23 protein-coding genes and 1 pseudogene are annotated in these 21076 nt (G+C 66.8%); 8 read left to right on the forward strand and 16 right to left on the reverse strand.

The window, feature by feature from the left end:
- The coding region (locus tag ER13_RS09735) for a DUF2793 domain-containing protein (protein ID WP_155988134.1) at positions 1-798 on the reverse strand (798 nt) is incomplete at its 3' end.
- Between the two features lie 144 nt (positions 799-942).
- Positions 943-1404, reverse strand: coding sequence for a DUF4112 domain-containing protein (locus ER13_RS09740; RefSeq protein WP_008260778.1), 462 nt, complete (start codon positions 1402-1404; stop codon positions 943-945).
- Between the two features lie 69 nt (positions 1405-1473).
- On the opposite strand from ER13_RS09740, the gene ER13_RS09745 reads away from it, so the two are divergent.
- On the forward strand, positions 1474-2427 hold the full coding sequence (locus tag ER13_RS09745; RefSeq protein WP_035308804.1) for an endonuclease/exonuclease/phosphatase family protein: 954 nt from the start codon (positions 1474-1476) through the stop codon (positions 2425-2427).
- On the opposite strand, the gene ER13_RS09750 is transcribed toward ER13_RS09745, so the two are convergent.
- The 6 genes from ER13_RS09750 to ER13_RS09775 all read right to left on the reverse strand — a co-directional run bounded on the left by ER13_RS09750 (position 2408) and on the right by ER13_RS09775 (position 7294).
- A complete protein-coding gene (locus tag ER13_RS09750; protein ID WP_035308805.1) occupies positions 2408-3613 on the reverse strand; it encodes a CCA tRNA nucleotidyltransferase in 1206 nt (401 codons plus the stop codon). The genes ER13_RS09745 and ER13_RS09750 overlap by 20 nt on opposite strands.
- Positions 3610-4272, reverse strand: a complete 663-nt coding sequence (locus ER13_RS09755; protein WP_035308807.1) for a CoA pyrophosphatase — start codon at positions 4270-4272, stop codon at positions 3610-3612. Before ER13_RS09755 ends, ER13_RS09750 begins: the two co-directional genes overlap by 4 nt.
- On the reverse strand, positions 4269-4814 hold the full coding sequence (locus ER13_RS09760; protein ID WP_035308810.1) for a DUF1285 domain-containing protein: 546 nt from the start codon (positions 4812-4814) through the stop codon (positions 4269-4271). The genes ER13_RS09755 and ER13_RS09760 overlap by 4 nt, the downstream gene beginning before the upstream one ends.
- Positions 4815-4864: 50 nt before the next feature.
- A complete protein-coding gene (locus ER13_RS09765) occupies positions 4865-5362 on the reverse strand; it encodes a GNAT family N-acetyltransferase (RefSeq protein WP_035308812.1) in 498 nt (165 codons plus the stop codon).
- Positions 5363-5438: 76 nt separating this feature from the next.
- A complete protein-coding gene (locus ER13_RS09770; protein WP_035308814.1) occupies positions 5439-6212 on the reverse strand; it encodes an enoyl-CoA hydratase in 774 nt (257 codons plus the stop codon).
- Complete coding sequence (locus ER13_RS09775; RefSeq protein WP_081836193.1) at positions 6209-7294, reverse strand: MBL fold metallo-hydrolase; 1086 nt, start codon at positions 7292-7294, stop codon at positions 6209-6211. Before ER13_RS09775 ends, ER13_RS09770 begins: the two co-directional genes overlap by 4 nt.
- 123 nt (positions 7295-7417) lie before the next feature.
- Between ER13_RS09775 and ER13_RS09780 the strand changes: the two genes are divergently transcribed.
- The 4 genes from ER13_RS09780 to ER13_RS09795 all read left to right on the forward strand — a co-directional run bounded on the left by ER13_RS09780 (position 7418) and on the right by ER13_RS09795 (position 10758).
- The gene (locus ER13_RS09780) at positions 7418-8350 is read left to right on the forward strand and encodes a hypothetical protein (protein WP_035308817.1); all 933 of its coding nucleotides are present in this window, start codon (positions 7418-7420) and stop codon (positions 8348-8350) included.
- Positions 8351-8454: 104 nt separating this feature from the next.
- Positions 8455-9252 carry an exodeoxyribonuclease III gene (xth, locus tag ER13_RS09785; RefSeq protein ID WP_035308819.1) on the forward strand — a complete coding sequence of 266 codons (798 nt, stop codon included), beginning with the start codon at positions 8455-8457 and terminating at the stop codon, positions 9250-9252.
- Positions 9253-9255: 3 nt separating this feature from the next.
- Complete coding sequence (locus ER13_RS09790) at positions 9256-9771, forward strand: hypothetical protein (protein WP_008260878.1); 516 nt, start codon at positions 9256-9258, stop codon at positions 9769-9771.
- An 81-nt stretch (positions 9772-9852) separates the two neighbouring features.
- Positions 9853-10758, forward strand: a complete 906-nt coding sequence (locus ER13_RS09795; RefSeq protein WP_035308822.1) for a hypothetical protein — start codon at positions 9853-9855, stop codon at positions 10756-10758.
- A gap of 51 nt (positions 10759-10809) precedes the next feature.
- Here ER13_RS09795 and ER13_RS09800 read toward each other — a convergent pair whose 3' ends face one another.
- From ER13_RS09800 to ER13_RS09815, 4 genes are all read right to left on the reverse strand, one after another.
- Positions 10810-11988 carry a carboxynorspermidine decarboxylase gene (locus ER13_RS09800; RefSeq protein ID WP_231492519.1) on the reverse strand — a complete coding sequence of 393 codons (1179 nt, stop codon included), beginning with the start codon at positions 11986-11988 and terminating at the stop codon, positions 10810-10812.
- A gap of 10 nt (positions 11989-11998) precedes the next feature.
- On the reverse strand, positions 11999-13204 hold the full coding sequence (locus ER13_RS09805) for a saccharopine dehydrogenase family protein (RefSeq protein WP_035308825.1): 1206 nt from the start codon (positions 13202-13204) through the stop codon (positions 11999-12001).
- A gap of 258 nt (positions 13205-13462) precedes the next feature.
- On the reverse strand, positions 13463-13651 hold the full coding sequence (locus ER13_RS09810) for a hypothetical protein (RefSeq protein WP_035308827.1): 189 nt from the start codon (positions 13649-13651) through the stop codon (positions 13463-13465).
- A 67-nt stretch (positions 13652-13718) separates the two neighbouring features.
- Positions 13719-15368 carry a hypothetical protein gene (locus ER13_RS09815; protein WP_035308829.1) on the reverse strand — a complete coding sequence of 550 codons (1650 nt, stop codon included), beginning with the start codon at positions 15366-15368 and terminating at the stop codon, positions 13719-13721.
- 33 nt (positions 15369-15401) lie between these two features.
- Between ER13_RS09815 and ER13_RS09820 the strand changes: the two genes are divergently transcribed.
- Positions 15402-16316, forward strand: coding sequence for a hypothetical protein (locus tag ER13_RS09820; protein ID WP_008258721.1), 915 nt, complete (start codon positions 15402-15404; stop codon positions 16314-16316).
- 46 nt (positions 16317-16362) lie between these two features.
- On the opposite strand, the gene recN is transcribed toward ER13_RS09820, so the two are convergent.
- The 4 genes from recN to ER13_RS09840 are packed head-to-tail and all read right to left on the reverse strand — an operon-like array spanning position 16363 to position 19545.
- Positions 16363-18060: a DNA repair protein RecN gene (recN, locus tag ER13_RS09825; RefSeq protein ID WP_035308832.1), complete on the reverse strand. Its 1698-nt coding sequence runs from the start codon at positions 18058-18060 to the stop codon at positions 16363-16365.
- 55 nt (positions 18061-18115) lie between these two features.
- Entirely contained in the window at positions 18116-18406 is a 291-nt protein-coding gene (locus ER13_RS09830) for a BrnA antitoxin family protein (RefSeq protein ID WP_008262269.1), read from the reverse strand.
- Entirely contained in the window at positions 18369-18653 is a 285-nt protein-coding gene (locus tag ER13_RS09835; protein WP_008262224.1) for a BrnT family toxin, read from the reverse strand. The genes ER13_RS09830 and ER13_RS09835 overlap by 38 nt, the downstream gene beginning before the upstream one ends.
- Before the next feature lie 37 nt (positions 18654-18690).
- The gene (locus ER13_RS09840; RefSeq protein ID WP_008262322.1) at positions 18691-19545 is read right to left on the reverse strand and encodes an outer membrane protein assembly factor BamD; all 855 of its coding nucleotides are present in this window, start codon (positions 19543-19545) and stop codon (positions 18691-18693) included.
- Between the two features lie 191 nt (positions 19546-19736).
- On the opposite strand from ER13_RS09840, the gene ER13_RS09845 reads away from it, so the two are divergent.
- The gene (locus ER13_RS09845) at positions 19737-20672 is read left to right on the forward strand and encodes a ribose-phosphate pyrophosphokinase (protein WP_008261436.1); all 936 of its coding nucleotides are present in this window, start codon (positions 19737-19739) and stop codon (positions 20670-20672) included.
- A gap of 152 nt (positions 20673-20824) precedes the next feature.
- Positions 20825-21076, forward strand: a pseudogene (locus tag ER13_RS17725) (hypothetical protein); the annotation flags it as partial.

The raw sequence follows: 21076 nt of genomic DNA on the forward strand, positions 1-21076 counted from the left end.
CGCCATGCCCGATCCGCCGCCGCCGCCCCCGCCGACGCAGACCGCCTCGATCCACCGCGCCCAGGACGGCGGTTCATAGGCGCCGTCGGTGGTGAAGACTGTCGTCTCCCGCCGCGTCGCGCCCTTGTCGAACGCGATCCGCCCTGTTGCGCGATCCACCCCGAAGGCCCGGACCCAGGTCGATCCGTCCGGACTCACCTTCAGGCTCAGGTTCTCGTCGCCTGTCAGGCCCAGTTCCGCCCGGCCGCCGTAGCCGCTCTGGAACAGCAGCGACAGGACGTCGCCCGCCGCCTCCTTGTTCAGGGTCAGGCGCAGATCGCCGTCGCCGCCCTCGGCCGCGCCGCGGGCGGTGAACAGGGCGGTGTTGGTCTTGACCGCCAGCGGGTTGGCGGCGTCCGCGGTCGTGCCGAGACCCAGCCGCGACAGTCCCTGCAGTTCGCCCAACCACTGCCCCAACGGACTCCAGCCGTCTTCGCCGCGCACCACCACGACGGCCGTATCCAGCACCAGGGCGATCAACCCCACCGGCGCGGCCACGACGCTCCAGCCGCCGCTCTCGAACCGCATCAGGGCGCCGGCGGGCCGGCCGCTCCACGCCGTCCCTGCGGCGCCTTGCGGCAGAATGTAGAGATCGCCGTCGAACGGCGCGGCCGGCTGGGTCGTCAGGGTCCGGCTGACCACCGCCGTCTGCAACAGGGCGTCCAGCCGCGTCAGGGCGGCATTTAGGGTCACATGCTTCTGCATCTGACCCGCCGCGAGATAAGGCAGGGTTAGACGCGCGGTGAAATCGTCGCTCATCAGGATCTCCGTTGTTGTCGGAGATCAGTCTGCGGGCGCGGTCAGGTCAGGCGGGTTGAACGGCGAATTCGTCATTCAACCCACGGTATGAGTTGAAGAAAATCTCCAGAATTAGGTGATCAGGGCGCGGCTTGCGCCCGTAATTCAGTCGTGCAGATAGACGATGCGGCGCAGCTTCTTGTCGTTTCGCACCGTCTCCAGGTGGCGCTCGTGGTCGCCGCTGGCCCTGGCGTTGGCTTCGGAATCCTCGACCCAGTGGCTGGTCTCGATATCCTTCTGCAGCGCCTTGGCCGCCAACAACTGACCGGGGAAGAAGGTGTCGACCACGTCGCCGGCGATCGGCACCGTGCCCGTCGCCGTATCCACCGCCATATAGGCCGCCATCCGCGCCAGGGTCGCCGGCGACGCCTTGGCGCGTACCGCCTGCATCACCAGCCAGGCCCCGGTTCCGACCGTATAGACCGTACCCACCACCGGGACCCAGGTCAGCAGTCCGTCCATGCCGATGCCGAACGGTCCTATGCCGATCACCCGGTCGGACAGCTTCTTGATCCCCTCGACATTGGACCAGATCTTCTCGATATCCGTGATGGACCGTCTGGCCATGTCGCGCCTCTCCAAGCGTCGCCCTAACGCGGTATAGCCCACACCGTTCACCAAGAAAGGCAATAAGCCATGTCCCTGCTGAAGCCGGCGAGCAATGCGGCGGCCAGCCTCGTTCTGATCGGGCTGTCGGGCTTCGGCGTGGCTGGTCTCAGCGGGATCGGCCATCGATGGGTGGACATCCTGGCCCAGTTCACCGCCCCCGTGCTGCTGGCTGCGACGGTGCTGACCCTGGCCTGCCTGGTCCTGCGTCTGTGGCCGGCCTTCGTCGTAGGCGTGCTGGCCGGCCTTGTCCTGCTGGCCGCTGTCTGGCCCCAGTGGATGACGCCCCTTGGCCGTCCTCAACCCGACCAGCCGATAATCCGCCTGTACTCAGCCAATCTCTGGGTGGACAACACCGACGTCGCCGCGATCCGACGATCCATCGTCGACGCCGACGCCGACATCGTCGTTCTGGTCGAGGTCGGAGATGCGCCGGCGGACCGGCTCGACGAGGTTCTGGCCGGCTATCCCAATCGGGCGGTCATGGGCCGCATCGAAGACCCCAGCGGCCGGGCCCTGTCGATCGTCGCCTCGCGCTATCCGATCCAGGGCAAGCTGCCGTCGTTTCGCGACGATCTGGCGGCGATAGGCGCCGTCGTCGAAACGCCGATTGGGGCCGTCAATGTCTTCGGCGTCCACCTGACCCGCCCGTGGCCGTATCAGTATCAATGGGGCCAGATAAACCAGGTCATGGCCCTGACCGCACGACGGGAAAAGGCGGCGCCTCATCCGACCATCGTCGCCGGCGATTTCAACAGCGTGTCCAGCGCCCGGATCGGCCGTCAGATCCAGTCCGACATGAACCTGTCGCCCGCGCCCGGCTTCCCCGGCACCTGGCCCAGCCGCCTGCCCGCCTTCGCCGGCATCACCATCGATCAGGTCTATCGTTCGCCGGACCTGGCCCTGATCAGCCGCCGCATCGGCGAACCGACCGGGTCGGACCACTATCCCGTCGTCACCGAATTCACGCGGGCGAAGCCATAGCGGCCCTCAGCCGCCCCTCATGCCCGTCCGACGGAAAATCATCGGCGATCCAGCCCGCCTCGAAGGCTTTCAGAACGCGGCCCGTCTCCGGCCCGGGCTTCAGCCCCAGCCGCACCAGCTCCCGCCCGCCGACCGGCATTTTCGGCGGCGTCCACTCGGCCGCCAGCCGTCGCAAGGCCGCGCCGTCGCCGCCCGCCGCCTCGGCCCGTGTCAGCCGATCCTCGAAAGCGCCGCGTCCCAGTCGATAGATGGCCGCCCGCGCCTCGGCCTCGGTCATGTCGGGCGCCACGACCGGCCCCTCCGCAACAGCCGCCGCCAGCCGGTCCCGCATCCCGTTCGACAGCCGCAGGCTCCCCGCGATCCTCACGACTGCGCCCTCATCCGCCGGCAACAGGGCTGACAGACGCAGCACCGGATCGCCGGTCAATCCGCACATCGCCTCGAACAGGTTCAACGGCTGCGCGTCGGGCAAGACCTGACCCAGAACGCCCGTCTCGGCCATCGCCCGCACCGTGGATCGCGGATCGCGCGCCGCCAGCAGTTTCAGCAATTCCTTGGACACCCGTTCGGCCGACAGTTGCGCCATCCCGGCCTTCAGCGCCGCGCAGGCCGCTAGCCCGGTCGCATCGGGCTGGCCCCGCCCGTACCAGGCCTGGAACCGGAAGAACCGCAGGATGCGCAGATAGTCCTCGCGGATCCGCGTCTCGGCCTCGCCGACAAAGACGATCCGCCCCTCGGCCGCGTCCGCCAGGCCGCCGCCGGTCGGGTCGAACACCATGCCGGCCGCATCGGCGTACAGGGCGTTCAGGCGGAAGTCCCGCCGCGCCGCGTCCTCGGCCCAGTCCTCGGTGAAGGCCACCACCGCGCGCCGCCCGTCTGTCTCAACGTCCCGGCGCAGGGTGGTGATCTCATAGGGTTTGCGCTCGGACACCCCCGTGACCGTGCCATGCTCCAGTCCGGTCGGCACGACCTTCAGCCCCGCGGCCTGCAAGGCCGCCATCGTCTCTTCGGGCCTCAATCGGGTGGCGATGTCGATGTCGTCCACCGGCTGGCCCAGCAGACTGTTCCGGACGCAGCCGCCGACGAACCGGGCGCAGTCGGGGCCGCCGGCCGCCTGCAAGGCCGCCATGACCGCCCGTGTGGCCTTGGCCTCAAGCCAGGGCTGGCCCCGCATGGACACGGTCATGCCGCATCTTCCTCGGCGGCGACCTCGGGCGCCGGCTCGTCGCCGTACAGTCGGACATGCAGCGCCTTCAGGATCCCGGCCGTCACGCCCCAGATATAGCGTTCCCCCCACGGCATGGCCCAGAACCAGCGCCGCAGTCCCTCGTCCATGTCATAGAAGTCCTGGCGGTGGTTGGCCGCATCCATCAGGAAGTCCCACGGCGTCTCAAACACCTCGGCCACTTCGGCCGGCGCCGGCGTCGTGACCGGCGCCTCGTGCAGCCAGCCGATCACGGGCGTGACCAGAAACCCGGTGCCGGTCTCATAGGCGTCGGACAGGCCCAGCACCTCGACCTTCGCCGGGTTCAGGGCCACCTCCTCGTCCGCCTCGCGCAGCGCCGCCTGGACCGCGTTTTCGCCGGGATCCAGCCGTCCGCCTGGAAAAGCGATCTGCCCCGTATGCCGCACCAGGGTGTCCGCCCGCCGCGTCAGCAGCACCGTCGCGCCCTCGGGCCGCGCCACCACCGGGATCAGCACCGCCGCCGGCCGCAACTCCCGCATCGGCCGCGCCGCCTTGGGGTTCAGGTCGAAGTCGGACCGCGCCGCCAGCCCTTCCGGACGCCAGGCTTCGACCGGGTCCAGCCGCTGGACCAGCCGGTTCCTCAAGGTCGCCAGGGTCACGCCACAGCCCCCAGGGAAAACGCTCGCCCGCCGGACCGCACGACCAGCCGCCCGTCGACCTCCTCGGCCATCTCGACCAGTTCATAAAACACGGAGCGCGTGATCCGCGCCCACAGGTCGCGCCGCACATGCACGCGCGGCGCCGGCTCGCCCGTCTCCGGATCGGTCTCCACCACAATCGCGTCGGCCTCGCCCGCCCGCACCTCGTCGCCGACGTCGGTGGTCAAGATCAGGTCGTCGCCGTCCCGCCGCACCGCCACGGCCCGAAACGGCAGATCCTCGACCGCGATCTTCAACTTCTCGACCGGCGTCACCAGATGATAGCCGTCCGGGTCCTTGCGCAAGACGGTCGAGAACAGCCGCACCAGCGCCTCGCGGCCGATAGGCGATCCCTCGTGCATCCAGACGCCGTCGCGTCGGATGACGATGTCGATCTCGCCGCAGTGTTCGGGGTTCCACAGGTGGACCGGCGGCAGGCCCCGCCCGGGCGCCTGTTTCGCCGCCTCGACGATCGCTTTCAGTCCCGGCTTCTGGTCATCCATGTGCGTCATATCGGACCATGACTTAGGCCCCGCCAAGGCCCCGCGAAAGATCAGCCGATGCGAACAGGCCCGGAGACGGTCTCGACGCCCGTCGCCAGCCACAGCACTCGACGACGATCCACCGGCCCCGGCATCTCGGCTTCGGGCGCGCCGACGAAGCCGAAACGTTCGAAATAGGCCCGGTCGCCGACCAGCAGCACCCCGCCGACCGCCAGGGTCCGCGCTTGGTCTAAACAGGCCTGCACTAGTTCGGCGCCCAGGCCGTCGCTGCGACTGGCGGCGTCCACGGCGATGGGTCCCAGGAACAGACCCGGCGTCTGACCGATCAGGACCGGCCACAGCCGTACCGAACCGACGATGCGGCCGTCCCGGCGCGCGACGAATCCGGCCGCTGGGCGCGAACCCTCGCGCAGTCGCTCCGCCGTCTTGGCGAAACGACCCGGCCCGAAGGCGGCCAGAATCAGTGCCTCCACGCCGTCGGCGTCGGCCGGGATCTCGGCGTCGATACGGCCGGCGACAGCGGCCGTCTGGGCAAGGGCGTGCGACATGGGCGCTCCAGAAAGAGGCGCGCGCACCTAGAACCAAAGCTGCGCCAAATCAAGGCGCAGTCTTGTGACGCTGGCGTCAGCCCAGCTTGGAAAAGTCCGGCGCCCGCTTCTGGGTGAAGGCCATGAAGGCCTCCATGGCTTCAGGACTCTTCATCTGCGAACCGAAGGCCTCGCCCTCGCGTTGCATCAGCGCCCACAGACCCTCGGCGTCGCGCATCAGCCGCTTGGTCTTGCGCAGGGAGTTGGGCGCGCGGGCCGCGACGCGGGCCGCAAGGTCCGCCGCCGTCGCCTCGACCTGATCGGCCGGAACCGCCCGGTTCGCCAGGCCCCAGGCCACGGCCGTCTTGCCGTCCAGCGGCTCGCCCAGGGCGAACATCTCGAACGCCCGCTGATGACCGATCACGGCCGGCAGCAACAGGCTGGACGCCGCCTCGGGCGCCAGGGCCAGGTTGACGAAGGGCACGGACAGCAGGGCGTCCTCGGCCAACACCACCAGGTCGCAGTGCAGCAGCATGGTCAGGCCGATGCCGACCGCCCGGCCCTTCACCGCCGCCACCAGCGGCTTGTCGAGATCGGCCAGCGCCTTCAGGAAGCGGAACACCGACATGTCGAACGGCTTTTCGGTCTGCGACCCGATGGCGATGAAATCGCCGATGTCGTTGCCGGCCGAGAAGCTGTCGCCCTCGGCGCGCAGCAGCAGCACCCGCACCGTATCGTCGGTCCGCGCCTGTTCGACGGCTTCGGACAGGGCCGAATACATGGCCTGGGTGATGGCGTTCTTCTTGTCGGCCCGGTCCAGCGTCAGGGTCAGGACGCCGTCGGCCAGTTGGGTGCGGATATGTTCGCTCACGTCGTTTCCTCGTCCCATTTGACGGCTGTCCACCAGTCGACGCCGTTCTCGTCGCGCGTCCGCTCGGCGCGGCCGCGCTTTTCCAAATAGTTCAGGTGCGCCTGGGCCTCGCCCGTGGCCATGCCCAGCACCCCGTCTCCGACCGCCCGACCGAACACGGCCGGGAAGCCGTCGATCACCCTAGACGGTTGACGCAACGTCCGCTCAAGCCGTTTCAGCGCGACTTCATGCCCGCGTTTCAGCGCGTCCAGCCTGGCGTGAACGCCGTGGAAGGGTTCGCCGTGCGCCGGCAGAACGAATGCGCCCTCGGGCAACAGGTCCCGCAGCTTCGCCAAGGAGTCCATCCAGTCGCCCAAAGGATCGGCTTCAGGCTCGGTCGGCCAGACCGACACGTTCGACGAAATCCGGGGCAGCACCTGGTCTCCGGCGAGGAAGACGTCGTCCGACCGTCGCCACAGGCAGACGTGTTCGGGGCTGTGGCCCGACCCGACCACCACGGTCCAGTCGTCGCCGTCGATCCGGATCACATCCTCGTCCGACAGCCGCAGATAGCTGCGCGGCATCGGCGACACCCCCTTGGCGAAACCGCCGTAGTCCGCACGCCAACGATCGATCTGAGCCTCGCTCCAGCCCGCAGCGCGGAAATAGCGTTCGCCGTCCTCGGGCGCGTCGCCGGCCTCTTCGGCCATCAGCATGCGGGCGGTGACATATTCCAGACGTGACATCAGAAGCGGGGCCCCGCTGCGTTCGCACAACCAGCCCGCCAGGCCGATGTGGTCGGGGTGCATGTGGGTGCAGATCAGCCGGTGGATCGAGCGCGCTTCCAAAGGTCCGGCCAGCGCCGCCTCCCACGCCGCCACGGCGTCCGGCGTTCGCAGTCCCGTATCGACGACCGTCCAGCCGTCGCCGTCACGCAGGACATAGACGTTCACATGGTTCAGTTGAAACGGCAGGGCGAACCGCAACCAGAACACCCCGCGCGCGACCTCGACCGCCACGCCGGGCACGGGCGCATCGGGCATGGGATAGGTCAGGCCTCGTGCCTCCATCCCCTGGTTCAGGGCCGCTGCATCGTCCGCCAAGTGCGTCTCCAATAAAAACGATCAAACCTTAGTCAGGTCTTGCCCATGCCGTCCACAGCCGCCTTGACCCCGCCCGATTAGACCGCCACGAAGCCTTCAGCCGTTCCCAACCGAAGGTGTTCCATGAAAGCCCGCATCGCCGCCGCCCTCGCGGCGCTCCTGTTCAGCGCCATATCGGTCGCTCCTGCCTTCGCGCAACAGCAGCGCGGCCCCGACAACCAGCCTGCCACCGTTGAAGGTTCCTCGCGGGCCTCGGCCTCCCGTCAACGCCGCGAACGCCGACCCGCCGCCCCTACGGCGGAGCAGATCATGGCTTCCGCGCAGGAACAGGCCACACTGGCCAACACCAACTGTCAGGTGACGGAAGCCAAGCTGTTGGGTGAAACGGCGGCAAAGACGTCGGTCTATGAAGTCGCCTGCGCCGTCGGTCCGGGCTTTATGATCGAGTCCAAGACCCCGCCCGAAGCGTCCAACTGCGTTCTCCTGGCCTATTCGGCCGCCGCCCTGCGCGCCCGCGACCCGGCCGCCGACACCGGCCCGCAATGCACCATTCCCGCCAACACCGACACGCAGAAATTCCTTCGCGAATACGCCGTCCAGGCAGGCGTTGCCTGCACGGTCGACGAGGTCAAGGTGCTGGGCAAGGCGAACGACGGCGGCGTCATGTACGAAGCCGGTTGCTCCGACGGGGCCGGCTTCTGGATCAAGCAACTGAACAATACCTGGACCAAGACCCCCTGCATCCAGGTGCTGGCCGAAAACGGAACCTGCGCCTTCACCACCTCGGCCGAGAACGCCGCCCTTGTGAAATCCTATTTCGCGGGTTCGGACGCCGCCTCCTGCGACGTGACCGAAGCCCGTCTGATGGGCCGCAACGCCAACGGCGTCTTCTATGAAGCCAAATGCGCGGCCGGCGACGGCCTCATCGCCCGCTTGAACACCGAGAACGTCGTGCAGCAGGTCTATCCCTGCGCCACCGCTCAGCAGATCGGCGGCGGATGCAAGCTGACGACGGCTCCGGCCGCCGCCCCGGCGCCCGCCGGCGGCCGTCCCTAAGCGACCATCGCAGAACCTACAAAGGGCCGTCGGAGCGATCCGGCGGCCCTTTTGTTTTGCGTCGCCTCTTTTCCGAAACCGTGACGCGCCCTACCGTCGCCGTCATGCGCATCGCCACCTGGAACGTGAACTCGGTCAACGCCCGCCTGCCCACCGTGCTGGCCTGGCTGGAGCAGGCCGCCCCTGACGTCGCCTGCTTCCAGGAAATCAAATGCGTGGACGAGAAATTCCCGCGCGAGGCCTTCGAGAGCCTGGGCTACAACGTCGAGACCCACGGCCAGAAGAGCTATAACGGCGTGGCCATGCTGTCGAAATACCCGCTGTCGGACATCCGACGCGGCCTGCCCGGCGATGAGACCGATGAACAGGCCCGCTATCTGGAAGCGGTGATCGAAGCCCCCCGCCCGATCCGGGTGGCGTCCATCTATCTCCCCAACGGCAATCCGATCGGCACCGAGAAGTTCGACTACAAGCTGGCCTGGTTCGAGCGGCTGAACCGCCACGCGCGCGACCTGCTGGCCTTCGAGGAGCCGCTGGCCCTGTGCGGCGACTATAACGTCATTCCCGAGCCGGAAGACGCCAAGAACCCCGCCGCCTGGACTGACGACGCCCTGTTCCAGCCCCAGAGCCGCCAGGCCTTCCGCGCCCTGAAGAACCTGGGCCTGGCCGACGCGCACGAGGTCGGGGGCGAACCGGCCGGGACCTACAGCTTCTGGGACTATCAGGCCGGCGCCTGGCAGAGGAACCACGGCATCCGCATCGACTTCGCCCTGCTGTCGCCCCAGGCGGCGGATCGGCTGCGGGGGGTCGAGACCCATCGCGACGCGCGCGACATGGACAAGCCCAGCGACCATGTGCCGGTGGTGGTCGATATCGACCTGTCCGCCGGGACGGAGGCCTGAGCCATGGCGGAGGTCGTGCGGGTGATCCTGCTGATCGCCTTGGCGGCGGCCCTGCTGACGACCCTGGCCCTGGCCCTGTCCTGGTGGATGGAGCCGCCGCGCCGCATCCGCCGCGCCTTGCTGAAGGCCCTGGGCGCTCCGCCCGAGGTCGAGGCCGTTTCGCCCCGCGAGGGCCGGGCCTGCGCCCTGAACTTCGACATCGAACAGGTTGTCGTGCTTTGGGCCAACGGCGCCCACGGCCTGGCCTACGCCTTCGAGGAGGTCGAGGGCGGCGAAATCATCGTCGACGGCCATGTGGTCGCCCGCATTCGCCGCGGCGAGGCGCGCAAGTCGCTGGACGTGCTGGCGCCTGACGCCGAACAGGTGGTGCTGCGGCTGATGTTCGCAGACGCCCGCCATCCGGAGTTCGAACTGGCCCTGTGGGACGCCGCCTTGGCAGGCGAGACCGGCTCGCCTGGCGAGGCGCTGCGGCTGGGCCGACGGTGGCTGTCGCACCTGGAAGCCCTGTTGAAGAGCTGACCGCCCCCCTCCCGATTGGGCGGCGAGAGGTCTAGAACCCCCGCTCATTCCTATCGACACGCCTTTTTACGGGAGGCCGCCTTGGCCCGCCTATTCGACGCCTATGTCGTCGCCGACTGGACCGCCGCCGAAACCAAGAAACTCGGCGACACCTCGCTGTGGATCGGGGTGGCGAAGCGCGACGTGCGGTTCCGCCTCTATACTGAGACGCACAATGTCGCCACGCGGGCCGAGGGCGAGGCCCTGCTGGCCTCGATCCTGGCGGATCACAGGAAGCGCGGCGACCGGGTTCTGGTCGGACTGGACTTCAACTTCGGTTATCCGGCCGGCACGGCCGCGCGGCTGAAGCTGGACGGAACCCCCTGGCAGGCCATGTGGAAGTTCATCGCCGCCAATGTGGTGGACAAGGCCGACAACACGAACAACCGCTACCAGGTGGCGGCCAAGATGAACCGGCTGATGACCGACGAGGCCTGGCCGCTGTGGGGCGCCCCGGCGAAACAGGCGCAGCGCTGGCTGACGACGACCAAGCCGCCCGCAGGCGCGGGCGCCGACATTCCCGAGTTCCGGGCGACCGAGAATGCGGCGCGCAAAGGCAAGCTGCAGCCCAAGAGCGTCTGGCAGATGCACGGCGCCGGCGCCGTGGGCGGCCAGACCCTGGTGGGCATCCCGGCCGTGCGCAGGCTGTTGGAAAGCCTGGGGTCTTCGGGCGCCGTCTGGCCGTTCGGCACCGGCTGGCGCGAACTGACGCCCGACGACGTCGAGCCCCTGTCGGCCCTGGTGGTCGAGGTCTGGCCCTCGATGTTCGACGGCAAGCCCCATGAAGGCGAGTTCAAGGATCAGGCCCAGGTCCGCTCCACCGCCGAGGCCCTGGCGCAGATGGACGAGGCCGGCGACCTGGCCAAGGCCTTCGGCCCGCCCAAGGACGCCACGCCCGAACTGATCGCCCAGGTGGAGCAGGAAGAAGGCTGGATTCTGGGGGTCTGAACCTGGAGAAAACCTCGACAAATTCTGGAGAATTTGTCGAGGTTCTCGATATCAGGACAGGCGGTCGCGGAACTCTGAATAGTCGAATTCGCGGACCAGCTTCAGCGCGTCGGTGTCGCTGTTCCACAGGGCGATGGCCGGCAGCGGCACCCCGTTGAAGGTGTTGGTCTTCACCATCGAATAGTGGGCCTGGTCCAGGAAGGCGATGCGGGTTCCGGCGGTCGGCGCAGTGGCGAAGCCATAGTCGCCGATGATGTCGCCGGCCAGGCAGGAGGGCCCGCCCAGGCGATAGGTCACACCCGCCTCAGCCTCGTTCAGCATGGCGGGGCGATAGGGCGCCTCGATCACATCGGGCATGTGGCAGGTCGCCGAGATGTCGGTGATGGCGATGGCCAGGCCGTTGTGGAAGGTGTCCAGCACCTCGCCCACCAATATGCCGGCGTCCAGCGCAATGGCCTCGCCCGGCTCGATATAGACCTGAAGCCCGTAGCGCTCGCCCAAATCCTTCAGGAAGCCGACCAGGGCGTCGATCCGATAGTCAGCGCGGGTCACGTGGTGGCCGCCGCCCAGGTTGATCCACTTCAGGTCCGGCAAAAGGGGCGCCAGCTTCGGCTCCACCGCAGCCCAGATCCGCTCCAGCGGCTCGAACCCCTGTTCGCACAGTGCGTGGATGTGCAGGCCGTCGACGCCCTGCAGATGCTCGGGCTTCAGCTGCGACACCGGGAAGCCGAGGCGCGAACCCAGCTGGCAGGGGTCGTATTTGGCGACCTGCCCCTCCGAGTGCTCCGGGTTCAGACGCAGGCCGATGTCGAACGTCTCTCCCCGGGCGCGGGCGGCGGCGATCAGGTCGGCGAAGCGGGCGATCTGGTCCGGGGCGTTGAAGATGACCGTGTCCGACAGACGCAGGATCTCCGGCAGGTCGGCGGGCTTGTAGGCCGGGGAATAGGTGGTCAGGTGGCCGTGATAAAACTCCCGCGCCAGCCGCGCCTCCCACAGGCCCGAGGCGCAGACGCCGTCGAGGTATTCCCCGACGACGTCGGCCAACGACCACATGGAGAAGGCCTTCAGGGCCAGCAGGACCCGGGCGTTGCCGCGCGTCCCGACGTCCTGAAGGACCGACAGGTTGCGGCGCACCGCGACCTCGTCCACCACGAAGGCGGGCGACGGGACGCGGTTCAGATCGAACCGGGCGAAGGCGCCCGGTCCGCCGGCCTGGGTCTGCATGACCATGGGCGTGTCCTCAGAAGTCCAGCGGAGCGGACAGTTCCTCGACCGTCCACGGCAGGCCGTGCTTGTTCAGCATGTCCATGAAGGGATCGGGATCCAGCTGCTCCATGTTGAACACCCCCTCGCCCTTCCACTGGCCGGTCAGCATCAGGGCCGCGCCGATCATGGCGGGGACGCCCGTGGTGTAGCTGACGGCCTGGTTGCCGGTCTCGGCATAGGCTTCCTGGTGGTCGCAGATGTTCTTGACGTAGACCGTCTTGGCCGCGCCGTCCTTCTGGCCGGTGGCGATGGTGCCGATATTGGTCTTGCCCTTGGTGATCGGGCCGAGCGACGAGGGTTCCGGCAGCAGGGCCTTCAGGAACTCGATCGGGATGATCTCGCGGCCCTGGAACATCATCGGCTCGATCGAGGTCATGCCGATGTTCTCGAGCACTTCCAGATGTTTCAGATAGGAGTCGCCGAAGGTCATCCAGAAGCGGATGCGCTTGATTTCCGGATAGAATTTGGCCAGCGACTCCAGTTCCTCATGATACATGAGGTACATGTTCTTGGGCCCCACGCCCTCGAAGTCGAAGGTCTGTTTGTGGCTCAGGGCCGGGCCCTCGACCCACTGGCCGTCGGCCCAGTGACGCGACGGGGCGGTCACTTCGCGCAGATTGATCTCGGGATTGAAGTTGGTCGCAAACGGCAGGCCGGTGTCGCCGCCGTTGCAGTCGAGGATGTCGAGCGTCTCGATCGAATCCAGCAGATGCTTCTTCGTATAGGTGGTGAAGACCGAGGTCACGCCGGGGTCGAAGCCCGAGCCCAGCAGGGCCATCAGCCCGGCGTCCTTGAAGCGGTCCTGATAGGCCCACTGCCACTTGTATTCGAACTTGGCCTCGTCGCGCGGCTCGTAGTTGGCGGTGTCGAGATAGTTGACCCCCGCGGCCAGGCAGGCGTCCATGATGGCCAGGTCCTGGTACGGCAGGGCCAGGTTGACGACCAGGGCCGGTTTGACCGCCTGGATCAGGGCCGTGGTCGCCGCCACGTCGTCGGCGTCGATCGCCGCCGTGTCGATGGTCACGCCGAAGCGCGACTTGACGGATCCGGCGATGGCGTCGCACTTGGACTTGGTGCGGCTCGCCAGGGTGATGTGCGAGAAGATGTCCGCATTCATCGCCATCTTGTGGACGGCGACCGAACTGACGCCGCCGGCGCCAATGACCAGCACCCTGCTCATGTGTGCTTCTCCTGAAGACTGAAATGCTCTGGCGACATCGCCGCCCGTATAAAGGGCGGGGCTCTTAGCACGATGATGACAGGACCGCTAATGCGGGGAGATTCATGCCGGATTCGACGTGTTTCTTATATCGTCGCCGTGCTCTTTCTTCGGCATCCTTGGGAGCACCGACGGACAACTGGATAAGGCCGGGGATCGGCAACCATCGGCCCTCGCCAGGCGGTCTGGCGTAACCGTCACGTAAGGCGACGGTCGCCGTTATTTAGTCGCCACCACCTGCTTTCGCGATCTTACAGGCTTGCGGGGGGCAGACTTAGGCTTCGGGCTCTGCACGGGCTCGGTACGGAAGTTGAACGTCGCGCCCACGTGCGGCGAGCGGGCGAGTACCGTCTCCATTTCCCGACGCAGCTTGTCGGAGCGGATGTCGTATTGAACGGTCGTGTTCATCTGGGCTCCTCTCACAAATACCTGCTTAGCAGCAAAACGCTTAACATAATATGGGGATGCGTAGTCGTCACGCCGAGACTTCTAAGTCGGGAAAATCGTCAAACCTCTGCAGCTTGACGCCTTGGACACCGGACAATCTCAGGCGAGCACCGCCAGCCTGATCCGCCCGCCTGTCAAGAGTCTGACGGGGATCAGGAGCGAGGGTCAGGGCAAGCAGTAGCCCGTGATGGTTGGCCGGTAGTGTGAGTGATTCCGCCGCAGCTCCCGGTTCCTTCCAGAGCGCGATCTCACACGGCGGCGACTTGCCCGGCGGCGTCGAACGTCGGATCATACCGAGCGAGGTCACAGTAAGAACCGAGCATCCGGGATCCTCGGCGAGTACGGTGGCATAGCGCCCAGGCCAGCGGCTCTCCCACTGAGGTCCATCCATCAGAAGGCCGACCAACAACGTGGGTCCGACCGCGTTGATGACGGGCATGACCGGGTCGAACCGCGCCAGATCTTCACAGACGAGGGTAGCGATGGTGGCGCCAGGACGGATGACGCTAAAGGCGCAGCTGCGGTTGGAGACGTCGATACATTCCCACCAGTCCCGCTCGGGATTGAGGGCGTAACCGAAGCTATACCGCTTGATCTGGTTCTGCTCGAGCTTCCAGCGATGGTGTTTGGGCTGACGCCAGCGATGGGCCATTTCTCCGCCAAAATAGCGCACGGTGTAGGCGCAGTTGCGCTCCCTGCCGTCGGCGTCATGGTCGAGGATGCCAGCGATGAACAGTTCAAGCTCGACATGTCGCGCTCCGAGCGCAGCCGCCACTTGTTCGATCGTCTCGCCGGCGAGCGCCAACTCGGGAAGCACGACAGCGTGCACCGTTCCGCTTTCGCGCTCAGCCTCAACGATCATCGCCGACAGAAACGCGACCACCGTGTCCGCGTCTAGTCCGCTGCGGACCAGCCAAGGCTGGGCAGTGCTGAAGAAACTGTTCTTCGGATCGTGGGGGTTCTCGACGGGATGGAAGTCGCCACCCTCGAGTCGGTATGGAAACGGGATCAGCAGGGTGTTGAGGTGGGGCGTCGCCGTATCGGCGGGCGCGGCATAGAGCCAACTTGTCGCCACTAGACTGGAGGGCGGGAGCACCGCTAGGTGATTACTTGCCGAGCGCAAGGTGCAACCGACGCTTGGCGTGTTGGTCTTGGGCTGGACGCACAGCACCGAGGGCGGAACTTGCCAGCAAAGACTGCCCGGTAGGTGCGGCAGCCCAGGGTCGATCCCCTGCTGCTTTTCCGCTAGGGCCTGAAAGACGATGTGGGAATAGGCACCGAGGCCGCCGGCCGGGGGCTGGAAGCCGACGCCCGAACAGGCTTCGTCAGCAACGGCGAGCATCAGCATGATATCCTGACGCCAGTCCCGACGATACTCGCGGGCGTTCATCACCCGGTTCCACGCTTCATGGATGGGCTCCGGCGTGAATAGATTGGAATTCCAGAGCTCTGCAAGCCGGGTCACCTCGGCGAGGTGCGCGTTGTCGAAGACGTAGCCTTCGGTGTCCCAGCCCGCGTTGAATGCGTACTCGGCATAGACGCCAAGCTCCTCGGCGCACAGAGCGGCGAATGCGAATAGGTCCGGCGGCCACTCCGGTGCCGTCGTGGAGCCCAGCCCATCCGTGCCTTCCGGGAAGAGGCGCTTCCTAAGGCGCTTAAAGTCAGGTTTGCTTGCCATGGGCCTAACCTACACGCGATTCGGAGTACAATCATGCAACGCCAGAAGGCCGTCCGGTCCTCCGAAATCACACTCATGATGCTGGGGCCTCATCCCGAGGAACACTCTCCGGTTTTTGATGCGGCGGAGATAGTCTGGGTCCACAGCTATGCGGCTACCAACGCGAAGGGCGAATATCATGTCGCCTTTGGTATAGGGGACGGGATGATGCTGACAGAGGTCGCAAACGCGGCGCTCGAGCGGGCATCCCTTTTCGCTACTGATCGAACCAAGCTCTTCGTCCAGCTTGTTGATCGACGCGATACAGCCGCCAGACGCGTCACCCACACTTTGCGTGACGCCGAGCCCGGATCGCTCGTCTTCATCGGCTTCCGCGATTCCATGCTGGTGGACGCCGGAATGGCGGCCCTGCACGCCGATCCCGCTATAACCGTCATAGCTCCAGACGGGACGGCGATGCGCAAGCTAACGGCCGCAGATCGGATAGGCATCCGAAAGGCAGCAGCTGTGATCCAGGGAGGCATGCCCGCGCCGCGTCGAACGCCGGTACTTCGCCAGCAGGTGTTCAGGGCGCGTCTCGGTGATCAAGAACGACTGGTTGGTGCTGCCTTAACCTTAGGACCGGTGACCGCGAGGCACCTCGAGCAGATCGCGGAGCGTATCGGCGGTGGCCGCGTATTACTAGTGGAGGTGCTCAGTCCGACCAATGGATCGGAGGGGCGAAGTTCTATCTCGCTCAGCGAAATACTGGCCGAGGACCAGGCCGAAGGAGTGTTTTCAATGATTCACGCCGCAGCTGATCTAGCAACCTATCAGTCAATCATTGCTGAGTTCAAAGCGGCTGGTTGGCCCACGGTACGCGCAGTCGGCGTCGGCGCGCCGATGGAGGTCAATATCATGCGTGCGAACTGGACAGTTACAAAAGAGCCTTCCGAACCACCGTATTGATTTGACGCCGCCAACAGACATTTCCGCAAAGCTCCTACCTAGCCCTCTACCCGATCAACGCCCGCGCCGCCGCCCGCGCCTCATCGGTGATCTCCGCCCCCGACAGCATCCGCGCGATCTCTTCCTGACGCCGCGCGTCGTCCAGGGCCACGACGGTGGTGGTCGTCATCCCCTCGTGGTCGGCTTTCATCACCTTCCAGTGGGCGTGGCCGCGGGCGGCGACCTGGGGGCTGTGGGTGACGACCAGGACCTGGGCGCCGGTGGACAGGCGTTTCAGGCGCGAGCCGACGGCCTCGGCCACGGCGCCGCCGACGCCCTGGTCCACCTCGTCGAAGATCATCACCGGCTGGCGCATGTCCTCGCGGCTGGCCAGGGCGGCCTTCATGGCCAGGGCGAACCGGGCCAGTTCGCCGCCGGATGCGATGGCGTCCAGCGGGCCGAAGTCGGTTCCGGCGTTGGTGGCGATCTGGAAGCGGACGGTCTCGACCCCGTCGGGGCCGCGCCGGCCCTCGATCGGCTCCAGCGCCACGCGGAACCGCGCGCGCTCCAGCTTCAGCGGACCCAGTTCGCCCATGACGGCGGCGGTCAGGCGGTCGGCCGCCGCCTCGCGCGCCGAGGTCAGGAAGGTGGCGGCCAGGTCGTAGGATTCGGCGGCCTCGGCGGCCTCGCGCCCCGCATTGGCCAGGGCCTCCTCCCCATCCTCGATCAGACGCAACTGCTCGCGCAGGCGGATGCGTAAGGACGGCAGGGCGTCGACCGTGGTGTTCAGCTTGCGGGCGGCGGCGCGCAGGGCGAACAGCCGTTCCTCGGCCTTGTCCAGGCGGCCGGGCTCATAGTCGAAGGCGTCGGCGGCGGCGTCCACGGCGGCGACCGCCTCGGCCGCCTCGACCATGGTGCGGTCGATGGCCTCGACGGCGGCGGACAGTTTGACGATGACCGGATGGTCGCCCTCGGCCCCCGCCTGGCCGGCGCGCTGGCGGGCGTGTTCGACGGCGCGAAGGGCGGCGCCCAGTTTCTGGCTCAGCTTGTCGCCGCCCAGCTGGGTGCGAGCGTCGGCCAGGTCGGCGATGGCTTTTTCGGCGGCGCCCAGCAGGGCGCGTTCGCCGGCCAGTTCGGTCTCCTCGTCGGCGCGAGGGTCCAGGGCGTCGAGTTCGGACAGGTTGAGGGTGATTTCCTCGACGCGGGCGGCGGCGTCGGCGGCCTGGGCCTTCAACTCGGCCAGTTTCGCCTCGGCGGCCTTCAGCTTTGTCGAGGCGGCGGCGACGGCCTGGAGCTGGGGCTGGAGACCGCCATAGGCGTCCAGCAGGCCTCGGTGGGTGCGCCAGTCCAGCAGGCCGACGGTCTCATGCTGGCCGTGAACCTCGACCAGGGCGGCGCCGATCTCGCGCAGGGCCGTGACCCCTGCGGGCTGGTCGTTGACATAGGCCCGGCTGCGGCCGTCGGCGTTCAGCACGCGGCGCAGGATCAGGTCCTCGCCCGGCTGGACCTCGAATCCCTTTTCGGCGATCAGGGCCAGCAGGTCGGGATCGTCCGGGGCGCTGAAGACGGCGGTGGCCACGGCCTGTTTGGCCCCGTGGCGCACCAGGCCGGCGTCGCCGCGCCCGCCCAGGGCCAGACCCAGGGCGTCCAGAATGATCGACTTGCCCGCCCCCGTCTCGCCCGTCAGCACGGTCAGGCCGGTCTCGACGTCGAGATCCAGCACGTCGACCAGGACGACGTCGCGGATGGAAAGGGCGGTCAGCATGGGCGCACGCGATTCGGCATGGGGCGCAGTCTAGCGCGCGGCGGCGTGAAAGGAATCAGAGACCGGAGGCCCGGCGCAGGGCGGCGTTGATGCCCGATTGCCAGCCCGGCCCCTGGGCGCGCCAATGCTCCAGCAGATCGGCATCCAGACGCAGGGTGACCTGTTGTTTGGGCGCGTCGGCCTTGGGGCGGCCGGGGGCGCGTTTGAACTGGTTGAGGATGTAGTCGGGCAAGACTTCACGTGCGGGGCGGAGTTTGGCCGCGCGCTCTGCGGTCAGCTCCGGCGTATCGTCGTCGTCGAGAAAGGGCTCAGTCGCCGCTTCCGACACCCCTTTGTTCTCGGACATATCTCCGCTCCCGGTCATTGGCCTTGCGCAGACTGATGGCCCGCACCCTTGCGTCTCGAACCGTGAAGGCCAGAACGTGCAGCCGCCCGTCCAGTTCGCCATAGGCGATCCATCTGGGTTCGCCGTAATCGAAGCGATCATCCACCTCGATCAAGGCTTCGTCCATCTGGATTTCGTCGGCTCGCAACAGCGAGACGCCGTGCTTGACGATATTGACTGCATCCTTCGCCGGGTCGAAGACGATCATTTATGTAACTACATAAATTCGACCGTCAAGGGGACGATCAGCCGGGGATGATCCGCTGCAGCCAGGATTCGCGCTTGGCCTCGGGGGCTTTTTCCGGAGTCTGGCCGTTTTCGGTCAGCAGGGCGTAGGCCTCGGCGTACCAGGGGCTGCCGGGGAAGTTGTAGCCCAGGACGGCGCCGTTGCGGGTCGCCTCTTCCTTCAGGCCCAGCTGCAGATTGACCTCGACCAGGCGGTACAGGGCCTCGGGCGTGTGGGAGGTGCGCTGGAACTCGGGGTTGGCGATGACGGCCTTGTAGCGGTTCAGGGCCGCCAGCGGCTGGTTGGCGCGCTGGTAATAGCGGCCGATGTTCATTTCCTTGCCGGCCAGCTGGTCGTTGACCATGTCGATCTTGACGGCGGCGTCGCTGGCGTAAGGCGTGCCCGGATAGCGGCGAGCCACGTCCTTCAGCCCGGCCAGGGCGGCGTTGGCGTAGCCCTGGTCGCGGCCCACGTCGGTGATCTGTTCGAAGTTGCAGACCGCCTTCATGTAGAAGGCGTAGGCCGCCGAGGGATTGCCCGGGAACAGGGAGATGAACCGGTCCGAAGCCGCGATGGCGTCCGCGTAATTATTGTTCTGATAGAAGGCGTAGACCTGCATCAGGATCGAGCGGCGCGCCCAGTCCGAATAGGGATGCTGGCGTTCCACCTCCTGGAAATAGTCGACGGCGTCGGCCCAGCGGCGCTGTTCCAGGCGCTGGTAGCCGGTGTTGTACAGGGCCTCGACCGGCCGTTCCTCATAGGCGAGCTTGGGTCGTGCGTTGCCGGCGCAGCCCGCGATTGTCATTGCGGCGGCGGCCGCAGCCATCAGCACCAGGCCGGAACGGATCTTGGAAACGGACAAGGATGACCCCATGACGAGCAAAGACAGACCCTCGGCCTGGCTTCGGAAACGAACGCGGCGTTCTCTAGCACCCACGACCGGACCGCGCCATGCCGACGAAAACTCTCCGCACACGACTTGCCCTGCCCGGCACCGCTGGTAAAGAGCGCGCCAACCGACCGCCGTTCATGGGGGTCGGATGACGGCGAAAGGATGACCAGCCGATGAAGCTGCTCTCAGGCAACTCCAACCGCGGCCTCTCTCAGGCCATCGCCGACCATCTGGACGCCCCCTTGACCAAGGCCCAGGTCAAGCGGTTCGCCGACAATGAGGTCTTCGCCGTCATCGAGGAGAACGTCCGCGGCGAGGACGTCTTCATCCTTCAGTCGACCAGCTATCCGGCCAACGACAATCTGATGGAGCTGCTGATCATCACGGATGCGCTGGTGCGCGCCTCCGCCCGTCGGATCACGGCCGTCATGCCCTATTTCGGCTACGCCCGTCAGGACCGGAAGACCGGCGGCCGCACGCCCATATCGGCCAAGCTGGTCGCCAATCTGATCACCCGCGCCGGCGCCGACCGGGTGCTGACCATGGATCTGCACGCCGGCCAGATCCAGGGCTTCTTCGACATTCCGACCGACAATCTGGTCGCCACGCCGGTCCTGGCCCAGGACATCCGCGAGAATTATGCGCGGGGCGACGACCTGATGATCGTCTCGCCCGACGTCGGGGGCGTGGTGCGCGCCCGATCGCTGGCCAGCCGCCTGAACGCCGACCTCGCCATCGTCGACAAGCGTCGCCCCAAGGCGGGCGAAAGCGAGGTCATGAACATCATCGGCGACGTCGAGGGCCGAAGCTGCATCCTGTTCGACGACATCGTCGATTCGGGCGGCACCCTGGTGAATGCGGCCAAGGCGTTGATTGATCAGGGCGCCACCGAGGTATCGGCCTATATCAGCCACGGCGTTCTGTCCGGCCCCGCCGTGCAGCGCATCACCGACGGGCCGCTGAAGGAACTGGTGATCACCGACTCCATCGAACAACCCGATGAAGTCCTGAAGTGCCCGAAAATCCGCAGGGTTTCCGTGGCTCCGCTTATCGGTGAAGCTATCCGGCGGATCGCCAACGAAGAATCCGTGTCGAAGTTGTTCGATTAATCTTCGGCAAACCACTTTCCTCACGTTATAAGCGGCTTCAAGTACACGCCCCGTCCGGGGCCATAGTTCTGTGGACGCGCCCCTATGCCCAAGGCCTTCATGACCCGCGGCCTGTCGATCGCCGCCCTGGCAGCCGCTGTTTTCCTGGCGAGTTGCACCACCAAGGAGCCAGAGGCGCCCCCGCCTCCCCCGCCGCCTCCGCCGCGGGGGCGGCCTTCCCGGCCGTCTCCGCCCTGATCGCCGGCGGCATCGCGGTGGCCTCGATCGTCAATGCGCGGCGGGTGGTCCGGCTGGGATCGCGCAAGATCTCGCACCCGGCCCTGATCGGCTTCACCGCCATTTCGGCCATCCACGCCGCCGTGGCGATCAGCGGGCATGAATCGATCTGGACCTTCGCCGTGCTG

Origin of the sequence: Brevundimonas sp. EAKA, assembly GCF_000698025.1 — a bacterium.
In the GTDB taxonomy this organism is placed as follows: Bacteria; Pseudomonadota; Alphaproteobacteria; order Caulobacterales; family Caulobacteraceae; genus Brevundimonas; species Brevundimonas mediterranea_A.

Bases quoted from the DNA above. Each gene is read 5' to 3' on its own strand.
- ER13_RS09740 (WP_008260778.1), bottom strand. From the start codon at position 1,404: ATGGCCAGACGGTCCATCACGGATATCGAGAAGATCTGGTCCAATGTC.
- ER13_RS09745 (WP_035308804.1), top strand. From the start codon at position 1,474: ATGTCCCTGCTGAAGCCGGCGAGCAATGCGGCGGCCAGCCTCGTTCTG.
- ER13_RS09750 (WP_035308805.1), bottom strand. From the start codon at position 3,613: ATGACCGTGTCCATGCGGGGCCAGCCCTGGCTTGAGGCCAAGGCCACA.
- ER13_RS09760 (WP_035308810.1), bottom strand. From the start codon at position 4,814: ATGGATGACCAGAAGCCGGGACTGAAAGCGATCGTCGAGGCGGCGAAA.
- ER13_RS09765 (WP_035308812.1), bottom strand. From the start codon at position 5,362: ATGTCGCACGCCCTTGCCCAGACGGCCGCTGTCGCCGGCCGTATCGAC.
- ER13_RS09780 (WP_035308817.1), top strand. From the start codon at position 7,418: ATGAAAGCCCGCATCGCCGCCGCCCTCGCGGCGCTCCTGTTCAGCGCC.
- xth (WP_035308819.1), top strand. From the start codon at position 8,455: ATGCGCATCGCCACCTGGAACGTGAACTCGGTCAACGCCCGCCTGCCC.
- ER13_RS09790 (WP_008260878.1), top strand. From the start codon at position 9,256: ATGGCGGAGGTCGTGCGGGTGATCCTGCTGATCGCCTTGGCGGCGGCC.
- ER13_RS09800 (WP_231492519.1), bottom strand. From the start codon at position 11,988: ATGGTCATGCAGACCCAGGCCGGCGGACCGGGCGCCTTCGCCCGGTTC.
- ER13_RS09805 (WP_035308825.1), bottom strand. From the start codon at position 13,204: ATGAGCAGGGTGCTGGTCATTGGCGCCGGCGGCGTCAGTTCGGTCGCC.
- ER13_RS09810 (WP_035308827.1), bottom strand. From the start codon at position 13,651: ATGAACACGACCGTTCAATACGACATCCGCTCCGACAAGCTGCGTCGG.
- ER13_RS09815 (WP_035308829.1), bottom strand. From the start codon at position 15,368: ATGGCAAGCAAACCTGACTTTAAGCGCCTTAGGAAGCGCCTCTTCCCG.
- ER13_RS09820 (WP_008258721.1), top strand. From the start codon at position 15,402: ATGCAACGCCAGAAGGCCGTCCGGTCCTCCGAAATCACACTCATGATG.
- recN (WP_035308832.1), bottom strand. From the start codon at position 18,060: ATGCTGACCGCCCTTTCCATCCGCGACGTCGTCCTGGTCGACGTGCTG.
- ER13_RS09830 (WP_008262269.1), bottom strand. From the start codon at position 18,406: ATGTCCGAGAACAAAGGGGTGTCGGAAGCGGCGACTGAGCCCTTTCTC.
- ER13_RS09835 (WP_008262224.1), bottom strand. From the start codon at position 18,653: ATGATCGTCTTCGACCCGGCGAAGGATGCAGTCAATATCGTCAAGCAC.
- ER13_RS09840 (WP_008262322.1), bottom strand. From the start codon at position 19,545: ATGGGGTCATCCTTGTCCGTTTCCAAGATCCGTTCCGGCCTGGTGCTG.
- ER13_RS09845 (WP_008261436.1), top strand. From the start codon at position 19,737: ATGAAGCTGCTCTCAGGCAACTCCAACCGCGGCCTCTCTCAGGCCATC.